A 25,822-nucleotide genomic window follows, 5' to 3' on the forward strand; every position below is an offset into this window, starting at 1 on the left:
TTGATGGCGCCCACCGAGATTCTTGCCGAACAGCATTTCATCACCTTCCAGCGCTGGCTCGAACCGCTGGGCATCGAAGTCGCCTGGCTGGCCGGCAAGCTCAAGGGCAAGAACCGCGCCGCGGCCCTGGCGCAGATCGCCGGCGGCGCGCCGATGGTGGTCGGCACCCATGCGCTGTTCCAGGACGAAGTGCAGTTCAAGAACCTGGCGCTGGTGATCATCGATGAACAACACCGCTTCGGCGTGCAACAGCGCCTGGCCCTGCGGCAGAAAGGCGTCGGCGGGCGGATGTGCCCTCATCAGTTGATCATGACCGCCACGCCGATCCCGCGGACCTTGGCGATGAGCGCCTACGCCGACCTCGACACCTCGATCCTCGACGAACTGCCTCCGGGTCGTACGCCGGTCAATACGGTGTTGGTCACCGACACCCGGCGAGTCGAAGTGATCGAGCGGGTGCGCGGTGCCTGCGCCGAAGGGCGGCAGGCCTATTGGGTGTGCACGTTGATCGAAGAGTCGGAAGAACTGACCTGCCAGGCGGCCGAGACCACCTTTGAGGACCTCACCGCCGCCCTCGGCGAACTGAAGGTCGGGCTGATCCACGGGCGCATGAAGCCCGCCGAGAAAGCGGCGGTCATGGCCGAATTCAAGGCCGGTGCCCTGCAATTGCTGGTGGCTACCACCGTGATCGAAGTCGGTGTCGACGTGCCCAACGCCAGCTTGATGATCATCGAGAACCCCGAGCGCCTGGGCCTGGCGCAGTTGCACCAGCTGCGCGGCCGGGTCGGCCGGGGTAGCGCCGCCAGCCATTGCGTATTGCTGTATCACCCGCCGCTGTCGCAGATCGGGCGCCAGCGGCTGGGCATCATGCGCGAAACCAACGACGGCTTCGTCATCGCCGAAAAAGACCTCGAATTGCGTGGCCCCGGCGAAATGCTCGGCACGCGCCAGACCGGTCTGCTTCAATTCAAGGTAGCCGACCTGATGCGCGACGCCGATCTGCTCCCGGCAGTACGCGATGCCGCACAGGCATTGCTGGAGCGCTGGCCCGATCACGTCAGTCCGTTGCTGGACCGCTGGCTACGACATGGGCAGCAATACGGCCAAGTGTGAGCACGCTCTCAGTTTCTGAACGCATGTGCCGGACAAGCTCGTTATACTGACCAACTTGTAGGAAAACGGATACAGACCATGACAGAAGCTGCCCTCGCCCCCGAAATCCCGCACGCTCCGTCTGTTATTCGGCTGCTGCTCGAGAAATTGGGCATCGGCTTTGACGAAGTGCTCGAACGCCCCGGCCTGAACCCGGCCCGCAAGGTTCAGGCGGTCCTGCTGCACGACGCCGTCGGCGCGCTCATGGTGCTGTTTCCGCAAAGCCAGCTGCTGGACCTCAACCGCCTGGCCGAACTCACCGGCCGCAAACTCACGGCGGTGCCCACCGAACGCCTGGAGCGCATGCTCGGTAAACACAGCCTGAGCCTGCTGCCCGGCCTGCCCGCCCTGACCAGCTCGCCTTGCCTGTACGAAGAAAGCCTGCTGCGCGAGTCCAAGCTACTGATCAACTCCGGCGAGCCGGGGCTGCTGCTGGAAGTCACCAGCGAAGCCTTCAAGACTATGCTCACCAAGGCCAGCGCCGCGACCTTCGGCGAAGCCGTGAGCAACATCACCCCCAACCTGGACCGTCCGCACGACGACCGTGCAGAGATCACCCAGGCGGTGCAGGCCTTCACGGCGCGGCGTATCCAGCAGCGCCTGGAAGAAACCATCGAGATCCCGCCACTGGCCGAAACGGCGCAGAAAATCATCAAGCTGCGGGTCGATCCGGACGCAACCATCGATGACATCACCGGCGTGGTGGAAACCGACCCGGCCCTGGCCGCGCAAGTGGTGAGCTGGGCCGCGTCGCCGTATTACGCATCGCCCGGCAAGATTCGCTCGGTGGAAGACGCCATCGTCCGGGTGCTGGGCTTCGACCTGGTGATCAACCTGGCGCTGGGCCTGGCCCTGGGCAAGACCCTGAGCCTGCCCAAGGACCACCCGCAACACACCACGCCGTACTGGCAGCAGTCGATCTACACCGCCGCCGTCATCGAAGGCCTGACCCGCGCCATGCCGCGCGCCCAGCGCCCTGAAGGTGGCCTGACCTACCTGTCCGGCCTGCTGCACAACTTCGGCTACCTGCTGCTGGCCCACGTATTCCCGCCGCACTTCTCGCTGATGTGCCGGCACCTGGAGGTCAATCCGCACCTGTGCCACAGCTACGTGGAACAGCACCTGTTGGGCATCAGTCGCGAGCAGATCGGTTCCTGGCTGATGCGCTACTGGGACATGCCCGACGAACTGGCGACCGCCCTGCGCTTCCAGCACGACCCGCACTACGATGGCGAATACGCTGCCTACCCGAACCTGGTGTGCCTGGCCGTGCGCCTGCTGCGCTCGCGCAGCATTGGCTCGGGCCCGGACGAGGAAATCCCCGATGCGCTGCTTGAGCGTGTGGGTCTGACTCGGGAAAAGGCCAACGACGTGGTCAGCAAGGTGCTTGAGGCTGAGGTGTTGCTGCGGGAGTTGGCTTCGCAGTTTCATAGCTGAAACTGCGCCTGGCCCAACCTGACGACCGAAGGCGGATGAGCTTTTGTGGCGAGGGAGCTTGCTCCCGCTCGGCTGCGCAGCAGCCGTAAACCCGCCGACACACAGCTCCTGGAAAAACACACAAGCCCGTTGGGGCGGCTGCGCCACCCAGCGGGAGCAAGCTCCCTCGCCACGGGGCTGTCGCTAGGCTTTCGGTTTCCTCGGCTTCAGATACTTGGTCAACCCCTGAAACCAGATCACCAGCGCCGGGTTGCCTTTGATCTGGATCGACTTGTCCTGGATCCCTGTCATGAACGCCAACTGCTTGTTCTTGGCCTGCATCGTCGCGAAACCATAGGCCGCGTCCTTGAACGCGATGGCGAACGCAGGCGTGGGGTAAGTGCCGGACTGACTGGTGATGCGCTGGTTCTTCACGGTGAAATGCCGGGCCACCTTGCCATCCAGGGTTTGCAACTGGAACACCAACTCCTTGTCCCCCAACTGCTGCTGGAACGCCGGATTGTTCCGGCTGGCCTTGCCCATCAACAGCCCCAGCATCCACAGCAGAAAACGAAATTTCATCGACAGCGCCTCGAAAAGAAAGATGAATGCAGGCGCAGTTTAGCGATTCTTCGGCGGAACGCCATCACCGGGTCGGTTTAGCAGGAGATGAGTTGGTTTTCTTGCATGATGACTGCCAAGTCACGAAATCAAGCGCATGTACGCAACGTCTGTAGGAGCTGCCGAAGGCTGCGATCTTTTGATCTCTTTCCCTTTCCAGTTTCTCGGACATTTCCTTCAACACGCCGGGCTGTTCATGAACTAGGCAGCGCCCTGAAGCCTGGCTAACCTTGGTTCGTCATCGCAACAAGTGGTGACACGGACGTGCAAGTCCGGTTTGGTACGCAATTGGTTATGGCTATTGACCGAGCATTTTTTTATGCTCGCGTCCGTTATGGCGATTGTGCGTGGGAGACCTTTGGGTCTGCCGGCGGTACCGGACCGGTCTTGCACACCTACGCACAGTTGCCACCTCTTCGAATGCAAGCGAAAGGACGGCAGCCCCAACTCTGGTACATAAATATGGTCAAGCATTCTCCGAATCCGCCGCAAAGCGGCCGCAAATCCCGCGTCGAAGCCCTCGAAGCCAAAAAAGACGAAGACGCCGCCACCCGCGCCCTCGATTACTACCTCAACCCCAAACCCTCTGCCCCACCCGAAATCGACAAAAGCCAACTCTTCATCGTCGCGCCCCACATCGACACTGAAACCCTGCTGGCCAACGCCTCCGAAGACCTGCTATCAATCAGCACCCTCGCCGCCGACCTGGCCGACGACGTGGATGACTCACGCCGCCGCGTAGCCCTGGCAATCAGCCGCATGGCCGATGGGGTTCAGTTGCTGGTTGAGCGGGCGCTGGATCATCTGGAGGCGCAAGAGACGGCGGCGCCGGGGGCCAAGGGGTAGACCCGCAAGCATCGATGCAAGCCACGCCGACGCTATCGCGAGCAGGCTCGCTCCCACAGGGGAACTAGGGTCGATCCCTAATTCGGCGCCACACAACCCCACCGTGGCGAGGGAGCTCGCTCCCGCTGGCCTGCGAAGCAGGCCCCTGCATTTTTCCAGGCAGACCGCATGAGCCGGTTTTACGACTGCTGCGCAGCCGAGCGGGAGCAAGCTCCCTCGCCACGGGTTTTGGGGTGTCTGGGCTGACGTCATCGCGAGCAAGCTTTGCTCCCACAGCTCCCACATTGGGGTCTGGGTACAGCCGTAGAGCCAGGTCGGCTCGAAGGCCGCCTCGGCGAGCTTTTGATCTGGGGCGCCCCGTTAACCACGATGGCCGAAAGGAGGTATTGCGTAGTGGGCATCCCGGCATGGATGCCGGGATAGCCGCGCTGGGCCATGGATGGCCCTTCGCGGCGGGCCCATGGAGCAATGCCGGAGTGAGGGAACGCCGAGCCGTGGCGAGGTGCCGAGTGGTGGGGCCAAGCGTTCTTTGCTTACTTTCTTTGGCGTTTGAAAGAAAGTAAGTCGCCGTCAGGGCGAAACCGCCAGCCGCCATGACCGCAGCAATGGATATGTACCCAGTCAACAAAACCGCGACCGACAATCAGACCGCCATCGCGAGCAAGCTCGCTCCCACAGGGGATCGGGGGATGATGCGGATTCCACGGCCAGCACAAAACAACTGTGGGAGCGAGCTTGCTCGCGAAGGCGGTGGGTCAGTCGACATGGAAGCCAACTGAACCAACGCCTTCGCGAGCAAGCCCGCTCCCACAGGTTTTATATCGTGATCACTCCCAGCAGGAATGATCAGCAGTCAATCAAACATTCGGGCAAGGCACCGGTGCCCAGTCGCCCAGGTCCGGGTTTTTGCACATGCTGTTGACCTGGCTGGTGCCAGCGCTGGCAACCTGCTTGCTTTCAGCCTGCTTGGCCTTGGCGTCCTGCAGAGTCTTCTCGGTAGCGACCGCTTCTTTCGGCACGGCTGGCAGTTCTTTCTTCTTCGCCGGCTGAACCTTGGTTTTGGTTTTGGTCTTGGTAGCCGGCGCCACGACAGGCGTGGTGTCGGCGGTGACCACGGTCACCACGTCGTTACGCTGCACACCCACCTGTTGCAGGTCTTTCTCATAAGCCTGGGTGTAGTTGTTCAGGTCTTCGGACGCCTTGCCGTTGACCGCGACGATCAGGTCGTTGGACTCTTTCAGGCCGGCGACGATTTCCGCCAGGCGCTTGCGGCCTTCGGTGTCGTTGACGGTCTTGGCCTTGCGGTCGTTGACCAGTTTGGTGAACGCGCTCTGGTAGCACTGTTGCGAAGCCTTGGCGTACGCGGTGCTGCGGTCGATGTCGGAGGCGCTTTTGTTGACGTCAGCGGCGTAGGAAGCGATGCGCTGGTTGTCATCGGCGATCTGCTTCTGACGCTCGTTGTAGTAACCCACCGCGCCGCCGGCCAGGGCACCGCCCGCAGCACCGATGGCAGCGTTGCGACCGCGGTCTTCCTTGTCGGCGGTCAGGGCGCCCAGCAGTGCGCCGCCCACAGCACCGACGGCCGCGCCAGTGACCACGGACTTGGTCATGTTGCCCTCGGTGGCGCGCAGGTGCTGCACCGGCTCGTAGCAGTTGGGGTAGTACTCGACCTTGGTGCTGGACGCGACCTTGGAGGTCGGCGACGTGGCGCAGCCAGTCAGGACGGTGCTGAAGCCGACAGCGACCAGCAGCAAGTTACGCTTGGAAACCGAAGCAAAAGGTTTACGGGAGAAAAGCATAGTTGTGTTCTCGTTTTAAGTTTTTGACCAGCTCAGCGCGGCCCCATCGCCGCCTGAGTCCCTTCCAAGCTCGCTGACAACGAACGCTCAAGACCGCTGGGCGCCCGATGCGAGCAATTCCTTCAATATCGCCGCCGGGTCGGCTCGTTTTTGCTGACGATAATCCCCGACATGACGAACGAATAACGTGGCGCGTGCCACCAGGCTCTTGCCCAGTACCGGCTTGCGCTCCAACTCCTCCTTGATGCGTTGAAACTGCGCCTGGATCACGGCATCGGTGTAGCGCGTGCCGGTTGCCAGGTTGTCGATATAGATCGCCACGGCGCCGTCCAGGGCACTTCGGCCGTTGTCGATGGCCGTGGCGAACAGCGTGGCGCTGGCCTCGTCCTTGGCGTCCACGGCCGCCTGGTGGCTGCGCTGCAGATTGGTCAGGCGGATGTTGTAGTTGTTGACGGTCTCGGCCACCAGGGCCGATGACTGGATCAGGTTGCCGGCCGCTTCCTCGCGCTGCTGGGCGATCAGCGAGACGTTGCGCTTGAGCTCTTCGTTGACCAGCCCCAGCTCGGCTTGCAGGCGTGGGTCGACACTGGCGGCGATGATGCTGTCCAGGCGCTTGGTCGGGTCCTCGGCGTCGTCGATGGCGTCGGTCAACGACGCCAGGCGCCCTTCTTTCTGCCACTGGGCAAACAATTCCTTGTAGCGCGAACGCGGCGCCGACAACGCCCCGACCGCCACGCGAAAACCGGTGGTCTCGTTGCTTTGCTCGGTGCCGTCGGCGGCGAACAGCGGGTATTCGCGGCGCATGCCGGTGAACAGCGTGCCCTCGCCTTCCAGGTAGTTGCCACCCTTGACCACGAAGCCGCCATAGGCGCCCTGGCGACGACCGGCGTGCACCAGTTGGAAGGATTCCTGGACCATTTCGGCGGCATTACCCACCACGTCGAACAAGCCGATGGGGTTGGGCAACTTGGTGCCGATAGGCATCAGCCGCGCCGCCTGGCCGGTGCCGCCGGCGACCTGATTGAACACCGCCCAATCGGCCAGCGGCCCATCGCTTTCGCTGCCTTCCAGGCGCCGGGGAAACAGCCGGCCTTCCAGGTCCTGACGACTCACGGCTTGCCCGCCACGGGCGGCGAATTCCCATTCGACTTCGGTGGGCAAGCGCACGAAGCCCAAGCCGCCGTCTTCGGCGGACGTGCCGCGACCGCTCACCGGCAGCAGTTCCTTGTGGTATTTCATCAGCCAGGCGCTGTACACCGCCGAGAAGCGCTCGGCCTCGAACTTCGACAGCTTCACCTTTGGCAGACGCCCGGCCATGCCCTGGGGCAGCTCGGCTTGCAGGGCCTCGCAGGCCGGTGCGGGTTCGCCGCTGGCGAGCGACTGCGCCTGGGCCATGACCTGGGCGTACTGGCGCGCGGTGACTTCGTACTTGCCGATGAAGTACAGCATCGGCTTGAGCGGGGTCTTGGCGTCGGTCTTGGGCATCAGCGGGCTGATGGTCTGGTTCCAGTCCTTGGGCAAATCCTTGAGGGTGAACTGCCCATTGATGAAATCGCGCCGGTAACCGGAAATGAATGACTGTTGATAACCGGCCTCGCCCTCGCTGAACGGGTAGCCGAGGCTGATCTCGCGATCGTCCAGGGTGCCCTGGGCGAGGATGTAGACGTAACGGAAGACCATCTGCCCTTCGCACGGCAGCGGCAGGCTGACGTCGTCGGGCAACGGCTTGGGGTTGTCCAGTCTGTCAGTGCCTTCATCCGCACTCGCTATGTTGCTCAGAGCCGCCATGCTGGCCAGGCTCAGCGCCACGGCGGCGCCCAATAACTTATACATCGCGGATTCCTTCAGAGGCCTGGATGCGCGCCACCCGCCAGCCGCCACAGGCCGCTGCCACGGCGCTGACACCGAGCACGGCCAACAGGGCCAACAGGTAGTGACGCAGCAGCAGATGGCTGGCGTACTCGCCGGGCATCTGCGCAAATAATGAGTTCAGGCCCGACTGGGCCAGGCCGTATAGCCCGGCACTCAACAGGGCCGCAAGGGTGGCGCTGTAGAGTGCCTGCAACACCACAAACAGCAACAACGCCGCGGTGGAAACCCCCAGCAGGCGCAACACCGACAATTCCCGGCGCTTGCGCTCGACCGCCGCCAGGGCGCCGGCGAAAATCGCCGCAAACGCCCCGGCCAGGGCCAACCCGGCGATGATCCAGAACACGATCGACAGGTTGCGGCTCAACGATTGCACTTGTGCGATGGTCTGGGCCTGGGTCGACACCAACAGGTTCTGCGCGGCGAAATACTGCCGCAGCGGCTCGACATCGCCAAGGCTGCGCGCATACAAGCGAAACGCCGGATACACCCGTTGCCCGGCCGCGCCCACCGCATCGCCCGGCCAGTTCAACGCCGGCACTGCGCGCCCGTCGCGGTAATCCTCGGCCGCTTCCAGCAAGGCCAGCGGCGCGAACAAGCCGTCCCGGGCAAAGGCTTCCAGTGGCAGCACATACAGCACCTGGACCCGGGTGCGCTGCGCCTCGCTACGCCCGGCCACCTGCCGACCGAAGCTGGCCGTCAGCCAATCGCCGGCTCTGGCGCCGAGTTTCTCGGCGGCGGTCTGGCTGAGCACCACCTGATCCAAGCCTTGGGGCAGCGGCAGATGATCGAGCAACGGATCGTTGGCCGCCGTGGGTAGCATTTCCACCGTGACGGCCGCAGCATCGCCACTCAAATCGGCGGTCGCAGCGATCTGCCGGGTGCGCGGCAAAGCGAACGCCACATCGCTGCGCTGGCCCAGTTGTTCGATGAACGCGGCGCTGAAACGACCGCCGCCCAACGGGATGATTTCCCGGGTGGCGGGGTCGCTCTGCAATCGCTCGGTCAGGCTGCTGACCAGGCCGAATTTCAGGCCGAACAGCACCAGCAGCGGCGCAACCACCGCTACCAGCGCCAATACCGAACAGGCCGACAGCCAGGCGTCGTTGCGGTAATCCTGCCAAGCCAGGGAAGCCACCAGGGTGCTGCGCATCAGCAAGCCTCCCCGAGGGTCGCAGTGACGCCGCCATCAGCGTCGCGCCGGCAACTGATGCGCCGCACTTGCAAACCACTGGTACGGGCCAGGGCTTCATCGTGGGTGGCGACGACGCAGCACACGCCGTGTTCGCGAGCCTGGGACACCAGCAACTGCATGACGCGTTCGGCGTTCAGCGGGTCGAGGGCGGCAGTCGGTTCATCGGCCAACAGCAGGCGCGGGCCATGGGCCAGGGCACGGGCACAACTGACCCGCTGGCGCTGGCCGACGGAGAGGTCGACCGGCTTCTTGCCCAGTTGGTCGGCAATGTCCAACTGCCCGGCCAGGCGCGTCACGCTACCGTCATCCTTCAAACCCAACAGCTTGCGCGACAACTCGATGTTGCCGCGTACGTCCAGGAAGCCCAGCAGGCCACCGGTTTGCAGAACATACCCCAGGTGACGGCTGCGCAGCTCGGCCAAGGTGTCCTGTTGCGACCCACGCCACAGTTTGGCGATATCCAACGACGTGTTGCCGGGGGCAAAGTCGAACTGCCCGGCCTGATCCGGCGCCAACACCAGGGCCAGCAGATCCAGCAGCGTGCTCTTGCCGCAACCGCTGGGGCCGACCACCGCCAGTTGTTCGCCGGCGCGCAGTTGCAGCCGTGGGATCACCAGGCTGTAGCGCTGGCTGCCGGCGCCCCGGCTCTTGTGCACCGCGTTCATGTTCAGCATCACGGCAGCGTCGACAACGGAACGCGGTACAGGGCGTCGCCCGGCTCGGCATCGCCGAAACGCACCCAGTTCGCCAGGTCATTGTGGAAGGTTTCGTAGAGGCGGATTTTCGACTCCAGCTCGTCGATGAAATCTTCCTGCTCGGCCACGCTCAAGGACAGCCACAAGTCCTGGGTCATGTTCAGCGACTTGCTTCGATATGGCAGGCCTTCCAGGTATTCGCCCAAGATCCCGCCGTCGGCGAGGTTGCCGCCCTTGCGCAACGCCGACGGATCGCGACTCATGTAGGCACTGGCGCTGGCGATTTCCTGGAAGAAATCCTTCGGTGAGCTCTGGGTCTTGCGGGCCGCGTCGACGATCAGTTTCAACGACTGCTGCAAGTCGTTGAGCTGCAGCTTGGTCAGCATCACGCAGACCTGGAACGCCGGCAGCGCCGGGTTGGTCAGGTCGCGGTCGGCGGTCCAGGCGCTGACCAGTTGCGGCGCCTGGCTGGCGGTCTTGCGCCCCAGAAAGTCCATGTGCATCGCGTAGCCGACCGCGGTGGATTTGTCGGTCAGGCTCGGCGCCGCGCTCAACAGCGGTACGCTTTGTGGCTTGTTGCTGCGCACCTGGTGCACCAGGTCGGCGAACACCGAGCCGATCTCATCGACACGTTCGCCGAGCTTGTGCACATCGGCGCCCGGCACCGGGATGTACAGGTCGCCGATCTGCGGGTTGGCGTCGGCGGTCAGGGTGCGGTATTGGCTCTGGGCGCCGGCATGGGTTTTCTTGCCGGCGTCGCTGAGCAGGTGCAGGGCGTAGATCTTGATCTGTTTGCCCAGCGCCGCCTGGCGTACTTCGGCCTCGTTCATTTGCGTGGCGGCAAACGGATCGTTCTTGCGCAAGGCCCCGGCGTCGGTGACCAACAGGATCAAGCGGCCACCGTAACCTGACCAATCCATGCCCTGCACCGCTTCCATCACACCGGCGAAGGCATCTTCGTTGAACGAATGGCTCGACACCGTGGACGCCTTGACCTGCCGCGCCATTTCCAGGAAGCGCTGCGGGTCGCGGCCCTGCTCCAGGGTGATCAGGGTCTTGGCGACGTATTCCAGGCCCGGGGTTTTCTTGGTGCTGTTGCGAAAGCCCACCAGCCCGAAACTGACGCTGTCCAGCTCGCCCCGCTCGGCGATGCGGCTCTGCAGTTCGTGGACCACGTCGCGGACCTGGTCGATGTAGGGCTGCATGGACACCGTGGTGTCTACCACCAGCACTACGGCGGTACGGAACGCATCGGCATTGGCGGTGGTGATCGGTGTGCTACCCGTCGCCTTGGGCGTGTTACCGGGGTCGATGGACGCCACGTTGAGCAACTGCACCGGCTGGCCGTTGTCATCGAAGCTCTCGCGGGAATCGAAGATCGGCAACAGGTAGAACTGGTTCTGCGGCACTGCACTGGCGGCCGGCTCCAGGGCCAGCACCTGCTGGTTGTCGGTCGGGCTCTGCTGGGCCTTGAGCAGCACGTTCTTGGCGTTGGCAGGGTTCGCCAGCAGCTTTTCCACCTCGCCCGGCTGGCGCAGGAACATCACCGGCGCCCGGCCGGAGCGTTCAGTGAACTTGAGCACCAGGCTTTGCTTCCAGTCGCTGACCTGGGCGGCCGGCAACCAACCGTCGCTGCGCCCATCGGTGGCGGCGCCGACCCGTACCCACGGGCTGCCGTTGACGTCTTTGCGCTGGTACACGTACAGCACGGAAAACGCCGGCAGCGCCTTGCCGGACGCGGCGCCCGGTTCGGCGGCCAGGGTCGCGCCCGGCTTGGTGAGCACCCGTTGGAACAGGGTTTTCTTGCCGGCCATCAACAATGGACGCTGGCCGCCATCCGCCTGCGCCGTTTGTGGCGGATTCACTGGCGGCGTCACGGGTGGTTTGACCGGCGGCGTTTCAGGATTTTTTGCCGGGGGCACATCAGGCGCCTTGACCGGCGGCTTGCTGGACGACGCGGTGGAGGTCACCGGCGGCTTCTTGGTGTCGCCGTCATTCCCCGACAACCACCAGTAACCGGCACCACCCAACGCCAGCGCCACGGCCACCGCGACGGCAGCCAGGGCAAATACCGGCCCCTTGCGCTGCTCCGAAACGCTGGATTGAGGGATCGGTTTAACGCTCGGCGCCAGCGGTTTTGGCGGTGGCGTTGGCTGCGCCGGGCCGCTCGGGATGTCGATGGACATCGGCGTCAATCCGGCCAGGTCATCGCTCGCCGGTTTGCTCGATACCGGTAAGGGCAGCGGACGGATCAAGGTCGCCTCGGCGGAATCCGCCGGCAGGTTATCCAGCGCCCGCAGCAGCGCCGCAGCATCCGGGGAACGTTCCGCCGGGTCCTTCGCCAGCAGCTTGCGCAACACCTCCTGGAAACGCCCGTGGTGCACCGGCAGTTCCGGCAGCGGTTCGGTCAGGTGGGCCAGGGCCGTGGACAGCGCATCGTTGCCGGTATACGGCAGTTCGCCCACGAGGATTTCGTAGAGCACCACGCCCAGGGCGTACAGGTCGGCGCGGCCGTCGATGTCCTGGCCACGCGCCTGCTCCGGGCTCATGTAGCTGGGGGTGCCCACGGCGAAACCGGCCTGGGTGAACTGGGTGCGGTCGTCCAGGGACTTGGCAATGCCGAAGTCCGACAGCACTGCCGTGCCATCGGCGCGGAACAGGATGTTCGCCGGCTTGACGTCGCGGTGCACCAGGCCCAGGCCATGGGCATAGCCCAGCGCCGAGGCGATCTGGCGGATGTAGACCAGGCCCTGCTCCGGCGACAGGCCGGCGGCGATGCGCTCCTTGAGCGTGCCGTTGGGCAGGTATTCCATGGCCATGTAATACAGCTCACCGACGTTGCCGATGTCATGGATGGTGACCGTGTGCGGGTGCGACAGGCGCGCCAGGGTCTTGCCTTCGCGCAGGAAGCGCTCGCAGAACGTCGGGTCGGCGGCCAGCGCGGCGGCCATGACTTTGAGCGCGACCTTGCGCTCCAGCGAGCGCTGGGTCGCCAGGTACACGCTCGCCATCGCGCCTTCGCCGATCTCCCCTTCGATGTCGTAGCCGGGGATCTGGATATTCAACGCGGATTTCATGACGGCACCTTCACGACCACCACGGTGATGTTGTCCGGCGCGCCGCGCATCAGGCCCAGCGACACCAGGCTGCTGGCGATCTCGCCGGGCTCGTCGTGGCTCAGCACTTCGCGGATTTCTTCGTCTTCGACGGTCTTGTTCAGCCCGTCGCTGCACAACAGGTAGCTGTCGCCGGGCACCAGCAGCAGCTCGACCAGGGCCAGGTTCAACTGGGCCTCGACGCCGATGGCGCGGGTGACGATGTTGGCCCGCGGGTGCACCCGCGCTTCGGCTTCGCTGAGCAGGCCACTGTCCTGCAGATCCTGCACATAGCTGTGATCGCGGGAGATGCTTTCCAGCACCCCGTCGCGCAGCCGATACAAGCGGCTGTCACCGGCCCACAAGCACATGCCGCGCAGGTCACGGGTCGCCAGTACCACTACGGTGCTGCCCATCATGGTCACGCCACGGTTGGCGGTTTCCTCGCGCACGGCGGCGTTGACCCGCAGCAGGTCGGTTTGCAGCGCCGCGACGTATTCGTCCAGCGAACGGCCCACGGCAATGCTGCGCAGGCTGTCGACGATCAGGCTGCTGACGTAATCGCCCGCCGCGTGCCCGCCCATGCCATCGGCGACCACCCACAGGCCGTTTTCCGGCAGGTCCAGGCAGGCGTCTTCGTTGACCTGGCGGACCATGCCGACATGGCTCTTGCTTGCAGACTTGAATGCTTTTCCGGCACTTGGACGCATCTACACAACACCCTCTTGGCCGAGCAAAAATTGCGCAAAATCAGCGGCGGCCGGCAGACCCTGGCACCGCATCAAACCGGGCGCGATGCGCTCCGAACCCTGGCCCCACCACAGGCTCGCGCCGTCACAGGCCGACTCGGCGAGCGCACTCATGCGCGCCTGCGGGTCGGTGGCATCGAAGCGATGCAGGCTGGCGAAGCGGCCGCCTGGGACGCGTGGCCGATACATCGGGCTACCCAGGTTTTCCAGTTCCGCGCTGAACCCTTCGAAACTGGCCTCCACGCTCAAAGTGCTCAGCAGCAGATTCTCGACCCGCTCGAACCAATCGTCCGCGCCGCCGACCACCGATGCCGGGTCCGCGTCGGGCTCCAGCAGCAGCGCCACGGTCAACGGGAAATAACGACCGACCCGGTCGATGCTCGGCATCACCACTCCAACCGCCGCATCCGGCCCGCACACACCGGGCGCGACCAGAAAGCGCCACAGCGGGCTGACCAGATAGGCGTCCAGCCACCGCTCGCCGAGGCTGCTCTGGCTGGCGAGCAGACCCGCCGCCAGCCAGGAATCCCACGGGGCGATAAAGCTCTGGGGCAAGCCACGGCTGACGAAATCCCCACGGCTGGCCAACTTCCCATAGAAACCCGGCGTACTCATAGCCGCTCCGGCAGGCTGAAACCGCTGAGGACCCGGCTCTTGAACGGGTTGAAGGCGCTGTTGGCCCGCAACTCGTACGAGGCACTGGCGTTATCGACCCGCAAGCGCAGGTTGAAACGATCCGGCGAATTGCCGGCGGTCAGGTCCGATTGCTCCAGCAAGCGGAACCAGGCCCACGGGCCGTCCAGGGTGATGCCGGAGCGGCCATTGGACGACGGCGGCATGATCGAGATCCGCACCACGCCGATGCTGCCCGGGTTGGGCCACTGCATGGCGGTCGGGCGACTCGGGCCGTGGTCGTAGCTCAATTGCTGGCCGTCGAGGTCGAGCAGGAACTGGGTGATGGTCGAGTCCATCGCCACTGGTTTGAGTTCGAAGCGCACCATCGGCTGGGTGCCGCCGGAACGGAAGAACGCATCGCGGATGGCCGCTGCGCGCTGGAAGGTCTGCAACACGCCGGGGGCGATGCCGAGCTTCTGCGCCGCGCCCGGTTGCCAGCGCCAGGTCGGGGTGGAGGTGTCGACGTAGGGTTGCAGGTACTTGCGAAAGTAATTGTCCATCACCCCGCCGACCCCGAAGAACTGACCGAAGTCATCCAGGGTCGCGTCCCGCGCACTGCCCGGGGACATCGGGTAGCGCCCGGCCAGGGACTGGCGATAGATGTTCACCACCTCGCTGGTCCAGGCGGCGTTCAGTTGATTGCGCACGCCGCCCATCATGGTGTTGGTGGTGGAGTTGACCACCGACTTGACCAGCCCCTGCACCAGCGGCGGTTGGCGCTCGGCGTTGAGGCTGACCCTTGTCGCGGCAGCGCTGGCCTGATTCTTGGCCTCGCCCAGCAAGGCCTCGCCGCTGGCGCCGACCATGGCACTGACCTGCACGTACAGGGCATTCATGTCAGCCAGCAGGCCATCGATGGCCGCCGGTTCACCTTCGTTCTTGCTGACGATGCTGTTGAGTTCGGCAAAGTGCGCGGTGATCGGATCATCGCTGGCCTGCGGCGCGTTTTGCGGTGCCTGCTCCTGGCCAAGCAAGCTGCCCAGGCGCTCTTTGAGCTTGTCCACGCCGCCCTCCGCTGGCACGCCTTGGGCGGCCAACAGGCGTTCGTCCTGTTGCAGGTCGGTTTCTTTCGCCACGGCCACCAGCAGTTTCTTCAACGGCGAGGTCGGCCCGGAAATCACCCGCAGCACATCGGCGGCCTGGGCCACGCTGGTGATCGGCACAAAGTCGATATCGGCCAGCAAGGCGTCCCATTGGCGCTGATAATCCTGGAAGTACAGGCGGCGCACATCCGCGGCGAGGCTGGCGACGTTCTGCTGGTCGGCCTGCTCATGGCCCAGCACCCATTGCTCTTCGGCCAGGGTGCCGGTCTGGCTCAGGCTGGTGAGCAGGAAGCCCTGGCGGTAGCCCTTGACGGTGAAGAACCCGCTCAAGGGCTCGCCCAACGGCTTGCCGCTCTTGCGACTGAACACCAGCGCGGCGTCACGCCCGGCGGCTTCGTTGATGCGGAAGTCCGGGATGCCTTCGGGCAGTTTCTGACGCTTGATCCGGTCGTAGACCCGCTGGGCCACCGGCAGTTGTTGCAGTTGCCGGCGCAGGTCTTCGATCAGCCGTGGGTCCAGGCGTGCGTTCGGTGGGCGGCGCTCGAACAGCGCCTGCAAATGCTCGCTCAAGGCCAGGCGCTGTTCGGCCGGCAAGTCTCGCGGCAGGCTGCGATCCCAATCCAGGGCGATCCAGGCCTTGATGAAGTCAGGGTCATAGTGCTCGTTGTCGGCGAGCATCAGGTACGCCTTCAGGCCTTCGTAGAGGAAGTCCGAATTGCCGCCGCTGTGCAGCTGCTCTTCAATGCGCGTCAGCAGGCGTGGCGCGAAGACCGCAATCAGCAGCTTGCGATAGACGCTGCCGGACTCGGCTTCGAGCATGTCGCCCTGGTACAAGCCCAGGCCTTCAGCCCAGCTCGGCGCATCGTCGGCCAGGTGCTTGACGGCGTTGAGCAGCGGCAACACCGCGAGCACGTCACGCTGCGCCGGGCTGAGGTTCTGCACGGCCTGGCCCAGTGGCGCGACCTTCTGGTCGACCTGGGTGATGTAGGCCTGGTTGGCGCGGTAGCTGACCCACCACAACGAGCCGACCACCAGCACCAGCACTACGGTTGCGGCCAGCACGCCGCGGGCGATCCACTTGCGTCGGCGCTCTACTTTCGGGTCGACGCCCACCAGCCCACGCTCGGCGAAGGCTACAGCGGTGAACAGTTTTTCGATGAAGTAACTGCGCCCGGTGCCGGTCTGGCGCGCCAGGTGCTGACGGTCCAGGTTCATGCTCTGGGCCATGGCACCGATCAAGCGGTCGATCGGGCTGCCTTCCTGGGTGCCGCTGGTGAAATACACGCCGCGCAGCAACACGCGCTCTTCGAAAGCGTTGGGCTTGAATACGCCTTCGAGGAAACTTTGCAGGCAGTCCTTCAACGCGCCGAATTGCTGTGGGAAGCCATAGATCAGGTCGCGCCGCGCCGGGTCGCGTTCCTGTTGCAAGCGCTCCACCAGACGCTCGTTCAGACGCTGTTCCAGGCCGGCGAATTCGCTTTGCAGGTGCGCCAGCGGGTTGTCGTTGCTCTTGCCGTCGTCCAGGGCGAAGGTCATGCCCCAGACCTGGGCGCGTTCTTCTTTGCTCAGGGTGTCGAAGTACTCCATGAACCCCGGCACCAGGTCGAGCTTGGTCAGCATCAGGTAGACCGGGAAACGCACGCCCAGTTGGGTGTACAACTCCTGGATCCGCAGGCGGATCGCCGCGGCGTGAGCAGCGCGCTCGGCGTCGCTGCCCAGCAGCAGGTCGGACAGGCTGATGGCGATGAACGCGCCATCAATCGGGCGCCGGGCCCGTTGTTTTTTCAGCAGGCCGAGAAAGCCCAGCCACGCGGCTTTATCCACGGTCGCGTCACTGTCCTGGGTGGTGTAGCGACCTGCGGTGTCGAGCAGCACGGCCTGATCGGTGAACCACCAATCGCAATTGCGCGTACCGCCGACGCCGCGCACCGCACCGGCGCCCAGTTGCGCGGCCAGCGGGAAATGCAGGCCGGAGTTCACCAGCGCGGTGGTCTTGCCCGAACCCGGCGGGCCGATGATCACATACCACGGCAGCTCGTAGAGGTTGCGGCGTTCGTCACCGCCCAGCTTGGCTTTCTTGAGCAGCGCCAAGGCCTCGTCCATACGCTGGCGCAGGGTTTCGAGCTCTTCGGCGGTGGCGATGCTGCTCGGGTCGGGCGGGGTTTGCTCGGCCAGGCTGCGCATGACTTCGGCGGCCTGACGGCGGGCCTGGATGATGCGAAACACCCGGTAGGCGATCCACACCGCGAACACCAGGATGATCAACGCCCAGCGCCGGCCTTCGGGCACCAGCCAATCCAGCAGCGGGCCAACGAACCAGATGATCAAGCTCAGGGCGATCAGGCCCAGCAACGGGATGACCCAGCGGATCATAAAACTGAAAAACGCCTTCACTCGACCCCCTCCGCCAACACTGTGATTTCAACCCGACGATTGCGCGCACGGCCTTCTGTCGTGGCGTTGGACGCCAGCGGCTCGGTGTCGCTGCGGCCCTCGGCACTGAAGCGCTCGGGCTGGCCGGTCTTGGCCGAAAGAATTTCCAGCACCGAACGAGCGCGGGCTTCGGACAAGGCCCAGTTGGACGGGAACCTGAGGGTGGCAATCGGGCGATTGTCGCTGTGGCCGGTGACCAGCACCTGGCCCTTGACCTTGCGCACCGCGTCGGCGATGCGCAGCATCAACGGCTGGAAATCGTCCTTGATGCTGGCGCTGCCCGAGGCGAACAGCTCATCGCCACGGATGGTCACCACGGAACGGTCGACGGCGTCTTCCACGGCGATCCGCCCGGCCCTGATTTCATCGGCCAGGAAACCGGCCAGGCGTGGCCGCTCGATCACTTTCGGCTGCACCACGGGACGGTCGATGGCCTGCACCGGGATTTCCCCCAGGGCATGGATGTTCTTGAACACCGGCTCGGCATCGGAGGCCAGTTTCATCCGCAGGCCGAACAGCAGCGCCAGCAACAACGCCACGCCAATCGCCACGGCGATCCACGGCGGCATGAACTGCGCCAGCCGGTCGCGGGCCACGGTGACGCCACGCCAGTGCGGCGACAGCTCACGCTCATAGTCGCCACGGGCGCTGCGGATCACCGCACTGGTGCGCTCGCGCAAGGCTTCCAACTGGCTGCGACCGTCGTTCATCACCCGATAGCGTCCTTCGAAGCCCAGGCACATGCACAGGTACAACAGCTCCAGCAGATACAAGCGCTCCCGTGGGCTTTGCAGACAGTGCTCCAGCAGTTGGAAGACCTTTTCGCCGCCCCAGGCTTCGTTGTGCACGGTGATCAGCAGGCTCTGCTTGCCCCATTCACTGGCACCGCCCCACGGCGTACTCAACACCGCCTCATCCAACGCGGTGCACAAGGCGTAGCGGGCCAGCAGCACGTCGTTGCGCACCACCCCGGCGGCCTCGGCACGCTCTTCGAACTGGCGCAGGTACGCCAGCAGTTGCGCTCGCAGGCTGGCCGGGGCCGGGTGGGCGATGGTGCTGCGCAGGCGCGTCAGCAAGGCCAGCAACGGGCCGGCGGCGCTCTCCAGCGGATTGAGGCCCTGGGCCTTGCCGGTCAGCACCGGCGCGGCCGGCATGGACAATGGCGCGGACGCCGGCGCCGGTTGCGGGCGACCGGGATCGGGGCGGAACGGATCCGCGCCACGGCCTCCGGGCGTTGGCATGAACTGGGTACGATCGTCGTTGCTCATCGCGCTTTATCCTCGGATCGCCCAGAACGCCAGGTCCAGCCCTGGGAACTGGCCGGCGATGTGGAATGCAAAACCGCCGGAGTTGCTCAGTTGCTGCCAATGGTCACTGCCGCGGTCCAGCTCGTAATAGGTGGAGCCGGCGTGGTACGGCAGCTGCCGTGGCGCCACCGGCAACGGCAGCAGGCCAATGCCCGGCAATTGCAGGTTGACCATGTCGCGAATGCGTTCCACCGCCCCGACCTTGCTCTGCTGGCCGAAACGGCCGCGCAGGGTTTCGGCAGGCACGTCGGCGCGCACCACCAGGATGAAGCTGGCAGTGTCGAGCAAGGTCTTGTCCGCCAGCATCGCCACATGGATGCCGTAGGCTTTCTCGACAATCGGGATCGGCGTGGCCTTGCTGTCGATCAGCATCGACAGGGCTTCACGCAGGGCCTGCATCACCGGCGCGTAGCTCAGCGCCAGGTCATCGTGCTGGTACTGCGGATACTCCTGCGGTCGTCGACTGGAAGCGGTAAAGGTCGAAAACTCCCCGGCCAGGGCCACCAATTCGCTGTAGAAGCGCTCGGGGTGCAGCGGGCTCAACTGGCTCAGGTGCTGGATCAGCGGCTGGGCGCGGTTGACCAGTTGCAGCAGCATGAAATCGGCGATCTCCGAAGCGCCACCGGCACCCGACGCCACCACTCGCCCGGCGAGAGCTTCGCCGCGCTGATGGAGCAGGCCCAGCAATTCACTGCGAAACGCCGCCAGCGGCTTGGAAGCGACCACATCCAGCAGTGGAGGGATATAGGTGTCGTCGAGCACCAGTGCCCGGTCGGCGCGCTTTTCCTTGATCCGCACCACGCCGATGGCGGCGCAGTCGCCAATGCCATCCTGGGTGGTCAACAAACGCAGTGCCCGCGAGCCCAAGGCGACCGGCGCACGATTCTCGAACGGTGCGTTGTCGTCCCGCACCTCGCTGACCTGGCTCACGTAGCGCGCAGCGCCCAAGGGTTCGCCTTCGTCCACGGTGTCACGGGCGCCGGCGCGCTTGAGCGGCAAGGCAAGATATACCAGGCCGTCGCGCAGGTTGTCGTCGACGTTCAGCGGAGTCGGCGCCAGGTCGTCCTGGGGAATGTTGAAGGGCGTGCCGTCCGGCAGCAGGCCCCGCGCCGAAATGATCGCCAGCTTGCCCTGGGCCAGCAGCCCCTGGTCGATCAGCAATTCGGAAAAACCCCAGGCGCCGGCCGACAATGGGCGGCTGCGCGCGTCAATGAGGTTTTCCAGGTAACGGTCATGCTGCTGGAAGTGCTGCGTTCCAATGAACATGCCTTCCGACCAGACCACGCGATTGTTCCAGGACATGGGGGCTCCGATTGCTTATTGGGCAGGGCTGGATGGGGCGCCGACGACGTCGCTGCGCACGGCGCGCACATCGAGGCTGATCTGGTATTCGGTGTATTGGCGCGCCGGGACGTTGAGCACCGTGCGCCACAGCGACTGATCCAGTTCGCGATAGCCCACCAGGATGCCGATATGACGTGTCGAGGGGTCGAGGTCGCGTTGCAGGCTCAGTTGCTGGCCGGGCTGGATCAGCACTTCGTCCTGATCGATCAGGTCGGCGCCGAGCGTCGCCTGGGCGCGATCGGCCAGGGCGAAATAATCGGAGCGGCCGAAGGTGGCGGCATTTTTCAATTCGAAAATGCGCACCCGGACCGGGGCTGGCTGGCCGGTCGCACCGGGGTTCAGACCGGCAATGGCGTGAAAGTGCAGCTCGACGGCAGCGGTGTCGGCCTCAGCCTCTTCGGGCTGCGGTGGGGCCGCATCCTTGGCGCACGCCGTCAACAGAAGCGCGGTGGCAACTGCGAGTAAAAACCTGTGAATCATCCTGCGTCCTCAATGACGTTTGAGCTATCCGTTGTTTGGCTTGTTCGGGTTATGTGCAGCGACGCTCAGCGGCGTCGCTGTCGTGTGCTGTGTTCTTCGTAGGCGCGGCTGAATTCACGACCGAACAGGTCCTGGAAATCCTCTTGGGCTTCCCGGGAAATGTTGCTGTAGAGCTCGGTGAATTGTTGCCAGTACTGGGCTTGTCGCGAGCCGTTGAAAATGCTCGACAGCCCGCCGGGCTTGCCCATGCGCTCTTCCAGTTGCGCCGGCTCGAAGCGTGCCAGCAAATGCTTGATGGCCGCTTCCACACCGGCCATGACCGCCAGTTGGTGGGCGCGCAAGTCATCGAAACTGTCACGCACCGCCGCGTCCGGCGCCATGAACGCCTGGTTGCCGTGACGCAGCAGCAACAGCAGGGCCTCGTCGACATTCGGGGCGAATTTCAGCGGGTTGTTTTCCACCGGCTGGATCATGGTCTGCTGGATGCGAAACTCACCCTTGAGGCTGGCACGGGCGCGCAACACATCGATCAGGCCCTCGACCATCAGCCGATAACTGCGGCCGATACTCTCCATCTGCGCTTCGGCCTGGGCCTTGTCCAGGCGCAATTGATCCAGACCGGCGCCGCGCAGGAACGCTTGCAGCAGGTCGGGTTGCGCGGCGTCGAACGAAGCCGCCGGAGCCTCGGCGCGGGCGACTGGCGTGACAGGTACCGGTGCGGGTTCGCTCGGCAGGCTGACTTCAGCCACCGGCATCGGCGGCACGGGCGTCGGGATCGGCTCGATCACCGGCAGCGGCGCCACGGGCACGGCCGGGATCGCCACCGGCGCGGGCTTGTCGCCGAACAGATCCCAATCTTCCGGGATCACCGGGGCGGCATTGACGGCCACCGGCTCCATCACTGGCGGCGGGCTCGGACGCGGGATCGGCGTGGGCGGGCGGAAATCGTGCTGCTGCGCCGGCACATGGTCGGGCTGGGTTGCGGGCGGGACGCTGGGCGGGGTGAGGAAATCGAACAGGTCGGGCATGGTGTCCATGGCCGACACGCCCTGGAATTGCGCGGGCGATGGCACGGGGATCGACGCCGGGCTATTCACGGCGGCGCCCTGGCGTCCCATCAACGCTTCGAAGCTGCTGGACGATTCGGCAAACGGGTTGCTGTCGGTGGCTGGCAGGCTGAAATCGACACGCGCCTGGATCTCGTAATCGCCGATGCGGATCACTTCGCCGTCTTGCAGCGGCTCGCTGTTGCCCTTGCGCAGGCGGACGCCGGCCTTGACCAATTCCACACCGTTGGTGCTGTTATCGGTCAAGTAATAGCGGCCGTCTTTATATTGAATAACGCAATGTTTGCCGGAAACCAGGCGCTCAGGATCCGGCAATACCCAGTCATTATCAGAGTTACGGCCAATTGCCATCACGCCCTGGTCCATGGACTTTTCCGAACACTGACCCGGGGTAATCTTGTGATAACTAGTGATAGTCAAACACAGCGGCATCTCGCCTCCTTGCTGAACACTTCTTTACGGGTCGCACACACGGTGATTCGAGGTGGATTCGCCCCGGCGCTGGCGCTGGAACGGCGTTTTGCCAGCATGATGGCTAATATTACCCGGCCTGCATGACAAAAAGCCTGCTCCCGTACCGTCCTCGACCTGCCAGTCGCTAGGGTTGTTAAGCGCCTCACAACTGTAACAGAGGCGAAATAGCTTACCTTGACAAGCGATAAGTACTACACCAAAAATGCACAACTTCTTGAATATAAATGATGGCACTTTAAGATCATCCAGCATCTATAGGGCCACTACCTTCAGGAAACATGCGAAGTTTCATCCGAAACTTGTGTATGCACTGCCCGTATTTTTCAGTGGGCGATAGGGAGATCGATCCAAGTGGATGTGCCTTTGCTGCTCGCCGCCGTTTCCGCGACTTCGCCGTGCGGTGAAGACCTGGAATATGACGCGGATTTCCTGCGCCTTGAGCGCGACTCCCGGGGTCAGCCCGAGCGCAGCATGGGCGACTCTATCCTGCCGGCCGAACCGCCTGAATGGCGCAGCATCCGGCAACAGAGCCTGGACTTGTTGCAACGCAGCAAAGACCTGCGCATCACCCATTTCCTGTTGCAGAGCACCCTGGCCCTGGACGGCATTCCCGGCCTGGCCAACTCCCTGACACTGATCAGCGAGCTGCTCAAGCAGTATTGGGCCGACCTGCACCCACGCCTGGACGCCGATGACGACAACGACCCCACGGTGCGCATCAACGCCCTCGCCGGCCTGACGTCCGATACCACCATTCGCCTGCTGCGCGAAAGCATCCTGGCCCGCTCGCGGACCTTCGGTGCCGTCAGCCTGCGCGCCGCCGCCAACGCCAGCGGCCTGCAAAGCTTCGCCGATGAAAGCCTGGGCGCCGAACAGCTCGCCGGCGCCTTGCGCGACTGCGACCCTGAGCAGCTGGAAGTCACCCGCGCCGCGCTGTTGCAAGCCCGCAGCGCCGCCGAAGCCATCGAGCAACAGGTCAGCGATCAGGTCGGTTCCGCCCAGGGCGTGGACCTTGGCCCGCTGAAGCAACCGCTGAAGATGGCTTTGCAGATTCTCGGTCAGTTCGCCCCGCAGAGCGGCGACAGTGACCTGCCCGAAGCCGTCGGCGAAGACAGCATGGCGACCACTGAACCTTCCAGCGCACCGAGTGCACCGCGCACGCCCGGCGCAAGCGGCGTCAGCGGCGAAATCAACAACCGCGACGACGTGCTGCGCAGCCTGGACCGAATTCTCGCTTACTACACCCGTCATGAGCCCTCCAGCCCCCTGCCGGTGCTGTTGAACCGGGCCAAGAATCTGGTGCACGCCGACTTCGCGGCCATCGTGCGCAACCTGATTCCCGACGGCATGAGTCAATTTGAAAACCTGCGCGGCCCGGACAGCGATTAACAGCGAGCGGATCACGCAGTCACGTCACCGGCACCCCCGATGACGCCAACACCGTCGCTCAAGCGACCAGGAGCAGCAACGTGGCGAAGCAAAGTTCTCAGAAATTCATCGCGCGCAACCGCGCGCCTCGAGTGCAGATCGAGTACGACGTCGAGCTCTACGGCGCCGAGAAAAAGGTCCAGTTGCCCTTCGTCATGGGGGTAATGGCTGACCTCGCCGGCAAGCCCGCCGAGCCTCTGGCCCCGGTGGCCGACCGCAAGTTCCTCGAAATCGACGTCGACAATTTCGACTCGCGCCTCAAGGCCATGCAGCCGCGCGTGGCGTTCCATGTGCCCAACGAACTGACCGGCGAAGGCAACCTGAGCCTGGACCTGACCTTCGAAAGCATGGACGACTTCAGCCCGGCGGCCGTGGCCCGCAAGGTCGACTCGCTGAACAAACTGCTCGAAGCGCGCACCCAACTGGCCAACCTGCTGACCTACATGGACGGCAAGACCGGTGCCGAAGAAATCATCATGAAGGCGATCAAGGACCCAGCGCTGTTGCAGGCCCTGGCGAGCGCGCCGAAGCCAGCACAGGATCAATGACATGACCGACAACACCGCCCGCGAAGGCGCCCAGAACCTGGGCGCGACAGAAGAGACCAGCGAGTTCGCGTCCCTGCTGCTGCAAGAGTTCAAGCCCAAGACCGAACGCGCCCGTGAAGCCGTCGAGACCGCCGTGCGCACCCTGGCCGAACAGGCCCTGGCGCAGACCGACCTGGTGTCCAACGACGCCATCAAGTCGATCGAATCGATCATCGCGGCCATCGATGCCAAGCTCACCGCCCAGGTCAACCAGGTCATCCACCACCCCGAGTTCCAACAACTGGAAAGCGCCTGGCGTGGCCTGCACTACCTGGTCAACAACACCGAGACCGATGAGCAGCTCAAGATCCGCGTGCTCAACATCTCCAAGACCGACCTGCACAAGACCCTGAAGAAATTCAAGGGCACCGCGTGGGACCAGAGCCCGCTCTTCAAGAAGATGTACGAAGAAGAATACGGCCAGTTCGGCGGCGAACCTTACGGCTGCCTGGTGGGTGACTACTACTTCGACCAGTCGCCACCGGACGTGGAACTGCTGGGCGAGCTGTCGAAAGTCTGCGCCGCCATGCACGCACCGTTCATCTCCGCGGCCTCGCCGACCGTGATGGGCATGGGCTCGTGGCAGGAACTGTCGAACCCTCGCGACCTGACCAAGATCTTCACCACCCCGGAATACGCCGGCTGGCGCTCGCTGCGTGAATCGGAAGACTCGCGCTACATCGGCCTGACCATGCCGCGCTTCCTGGCGCGCTTGCCGTACGGCGCCAAGACCGATCCGGTGGAAGCCTTCGCTTTCGAAGAAAACACCGACGGCGCCGACAGTTCCAAGTACACCTGGGCCAACGCCGCTTATGCGATGGCGGTGAACATCAACCGTTCGTTCAAACACTTCGGCTGGTGCTCGCGCATCCGTGGCGTGGAGTCCGGCGGTGAAGTGGAAAACCTGCCGGCCCACACGTTCCCCACCGACGACGGTGGCGTGGACATGAAGTGCCCGACCGAAATCGCCATTTCGGACCGCCGTGAAGCGGAGCTGGCGAAGAACGGTTTCATGCCGCTGCTGCACAAGAAGAACACCGACTTCGCCGCGTTCATCGGCGCCCAGTCGTTGCAGAAACCGGCCGAATACGACGATCCGGACGCCACCGCCAACGCCAACCTGGCCGCGCGCCTGCCGTACCTGTTCGCCACGTGCCGTTTCGCCCACTACCTGAAGTGCATCGTGCGCGACAAGATCGGTTCCTTCAAAGAGAAGGACGAGATGCAGCGCTGGTTGCAGGACTGGATCCTCAACTACGTCGACGGTGACCCGGCGCACTCCACCGAAACCACCAAGGCCCAGCACCCACTGGCAGCGGCCGAAGTGATCGTCGAAGAAGTCGAAGGCAACCCGGGGTACTACAACTCCAAGTTCTACCTGCGCCCGCACTATCAGCTCGAAGGGCTGACCGTATCGCTGCGCCTGGTATCGAAACTGCCTTCGGCCAAGGGCGCGTAAGCACTGGTTGAATGCGGTACCCCTCTGTGGGAGCAAACCCTGTGGCGAGGGTGCGAGCTCGCCCGGGGGCGCGTAGCGGCCCCAGACC

Annotated in this window: 19 protein-coding genes; 6 read left to right on the plus strand and 13 right to left on the minus strand. The window is 64.3% G+C overall.

Annotation, left to right across the window (positions count from 1 at the left end):
* Positions 1-1,113 (plus strand): ATP-dependent DNA helicase RecG (locus RGM2987_RS05520; protein ID WP_245139112.1); only part of this gene is annotated, 1,113 nt, incomplete at its 5' end.
* 78 nt (positions 1,114-1,191) lie between these two features.
* Positions 1,192-2,589, plus strand: coding sequence for an aminoacyl-tRNA deacylase and HDOD domain-containing protein (locus RGM2987_RS05525; RefSeq protein WP_245139113.1), 1,398 nt, complete (start codon positions 1,192-1,194; stop codon positions 2,587-2,589).
* Between the two features lie 183 nt (positions 2,590-2,772).
* On the opposite strand, the gene RGM2987_RS05530 is transcribed toward RGM2987_RS05525, so the two are convergent.
* Positions 2,773-3,150 carry a helicase gene (locus RGM2987_RS05530; RefSeq protein ID WP_245139114.1) on the minus strand — a complete coding sequence of 126 codons (378 nt, stop codon included), beginning with the start codon at positions 3,148-3,150 and terminating at the stop codon, positions 2,773-2,775.
* A 501-nt stretch (positions 3,151-3,651) separates the two neighbouring features.
* Here RGM2987_RS05530 and RGM2987_RS05535 point away from each other — a divergent pair.
* Positions 3,652-4,035 carry a DUF6124 family protein gene (locus RGM2987_RS05535; RefSeq protein WP_245139115.1) on the plus strand — a complete coding sequence of 128 codons (384 nt, stop codon included), beginning with the start codon at positions 3,652-3,654 and terminating at the stop codon, positions 4,033-4,035.
* Between the two features lie 857 nt (positions 4,036-4,892).
* On the opposite strand, the gene tagQ is transcribed toward RGM2987_RS05535, so the two are convergent.
* The 12 genes from tagQ to tagH all read right to left on the minus strand — a co-directional run bounded on the left by tagQ (position 4,893) and on the right by tagH (position 22,218).
* Positions 4,893-5,834 carry a type VI secretion system-associated lipoprotein TagQ gene (gene tagQ, locus RGM2987_RS05540; RefSeq protein WP_245139116.1) on the minus strand — a complete coding sequence of 314 codons (942 nt, stop codon included), beginning with the start codon at positions 5,832-5,834 and terminating at the stop codon, positions 4,893-4,895.
* 87 nt (positions 5,835-5,921) lie between these two features.
* Complete coding sequence (locus tag RGM2987_RS05545; RefSeq protein WP_245139128.1) at positions 5,922-7,622, minus strand: SUMF1/EgtB/PvdO family nonheme iron enzyme; 1,701 nt, start codon at positions 7,620-7,622, stop codon at positions 5,922-5,924.
* Between the two features lie 37 nt (positions 7,623-7,659).
* Positions 7,660-8,856 carry an FtsX-like permease family protein gene (locus RGM2987_RS05550; protein ID WP_245139117.1) on the minus strand — a complete coding sequence of 399 codons (1,197 nt, stop codon included), beginning with the start codon at positions 8,854-8,856 and terminating at the stop codon, positions 7,660-7,662.
* Entirely contained in the window at positions 8,856-9,572 is a 717-nt protein-coding gene (locus tag RGM2987_RS05555) for an ABC transporter ATP-binding protein (protein WP_245139118.1), read from the minus strand. The genes RGM2987_RS05550 and RGM2987_RS05555 overlap by 1 nt, the downstream gene beginning before the upstream one ends.
* Complete coding sequence (locus RGM2987_RS05560; RefSeq protein WP_280639839.1) at positions 9,572-12,670, minus strand: serine/threonine-protein kinase; 3,099 nt, start codon at positions 12,668-12,670, stop codon at positions 9,572-9,574. Before RGM2987_RS05560 ends, RGM2987_RS05555 begins: the two co-directional genes overlap by 1 nt.
* Positions 12,667-13,398 (minus strand): protein phosphatase 2C domain-containing protein, encoded by a 732-nt coding sequence (locus RGM2987_RS05565; RefSeq protein WP_245139119.1) that lies wholly within the window; start codon positions 13,396-13,398, stop codon positions 12,667-12,669. Before RGM2987_RS05565 ends, RGM2987_RS05560 begins: the two co-directional genes overlap by 4 nt.
* Entirely contained in the window at positions 13,399-14,052 is a 654-nt protein-coding gene (gene tagF / locus RGM2987_RS05570) for a type VI secretion system-associated protein TagF (protein ID WP_245139120.1), read from the minus strand.
* Entirely contained in the window at positions 14,049-17,549 is a 3,501-nt protein-coding gene (gene tssM, locus RGM2987_RS05575; protein WP_245139121.1) for a type VI secretion system membrane subunit TssM, read from the minus strand. Before tssM ends, tagF begins: the two co-directional genes overlap by 4 nt.
* Positions 17,546-18,856 carry a DotU family type VI secretion system protein gene (locus RGM2987_RS05580; protein ID WP_245139122.1) on the minus strand — a complete coding sequence of 437 codons (1,311 nt, stop codon included), beginning with the start codon at positions 18,854-18,856 and terminating at the stop codon, positions 17,546-17,548. Before RGM2987_RS05580 ends, tssM begins: the two co-directional genes overlap by 4 nt.
* A 6-nt stretch (positions 18,857-18,862) precedes the next feature.
* A complete protein-coding gene (tssK, locus tag RGM2987_RS05585) occupies positions 18,863-20,197 on the minus strand; it encodes a type VI secretion system baseplate subunit TssK (protein WP_245139123.1) in 1,335 nt (444 codons plus the stop codon).
* Between the two features lie 15 nt (positions 20,198-20,212).
* Positions 20,213-20,719 (minus strand): type VI secretion system lipoprotein TssJ, encoded by a 507-nt coding sequence (gene tssJ / locus RGM2987_RS05590; RefSeq protein WP_245139124.1) that lies wholly within the window; start codon positions 20,717-20,719, stop codon positions 20,213-20,215.
* Positions 20,720-20,784: 65 nt separating this feature from the next.
* Positions 20,785-22,218, minus strand: a complete 1,434-nt coding sequence (tagH, locus tag RGM2987_RS05595; RefSeq protein ID WP_245139125.1) for a type VI secretion system-associated FHA domain protein TagH — start codon at positions 22,216-22,218, stop codon at positions 20,785-20,787.
* Between the two features lie 393 nt (positions 22,219-22,611).
* Between tagH and tssA the strand changes: the two genes are divergently transcribed.
* The 3 genes from tssA to tssC all read left to right on the plus strand — a co-directional run bounded on the left by tssA (position 22,612) and on the right by tssC (position 25,734).
* A complete protein-coding gene (gene tssA / locus RGM2987_RS05600) occupies positions 22,612-23,649 on the plus strand; it encodes a type VI secretion system protein TssA (RefSeq protein WP_245139126.1) in 1,038 nt (345 codons plus the stop codon).
* A gap of 80 nt (positions 23,650-23,729) precedes the next feature.
* Entirely contained in the window at positions 23,730-24,236 is a 507-nt protein-coding gene (gene tssB / locus RGM2987_RS05605; RefSeq protein ID WP_003177230.1) for a type VI secretion system contractile sheath small subunit, read from the plus strand.
* Between the two features lies 1 nt (position 24,237).
* The gene (gene tssC / locus RGM2987_RS05610; RefSeq protein ID WP_245139127.1) at positions 24,238-25,734 is read left to right on the plus strand and encodes a type VI secretion system contractile sheath large subunit; all 1,497 of its coding nucleotides are present in this window, start codon (positions 24,238-24,240) and stop codon (positions 25,732-25,734) included.
* Positions 25,735-25,822: the final 88 nt, after the last annotated feature.

Origin of the sequence: Pseudomonas sp. RGM2987, from assembly GCF_022952855.1 — a bacterium.
GTDB lineage: Bacteria > Pseudomonadota > Gammaproteobacteria > Pseudomonadales > Pseudomonadaceae > Aquipseudomonas.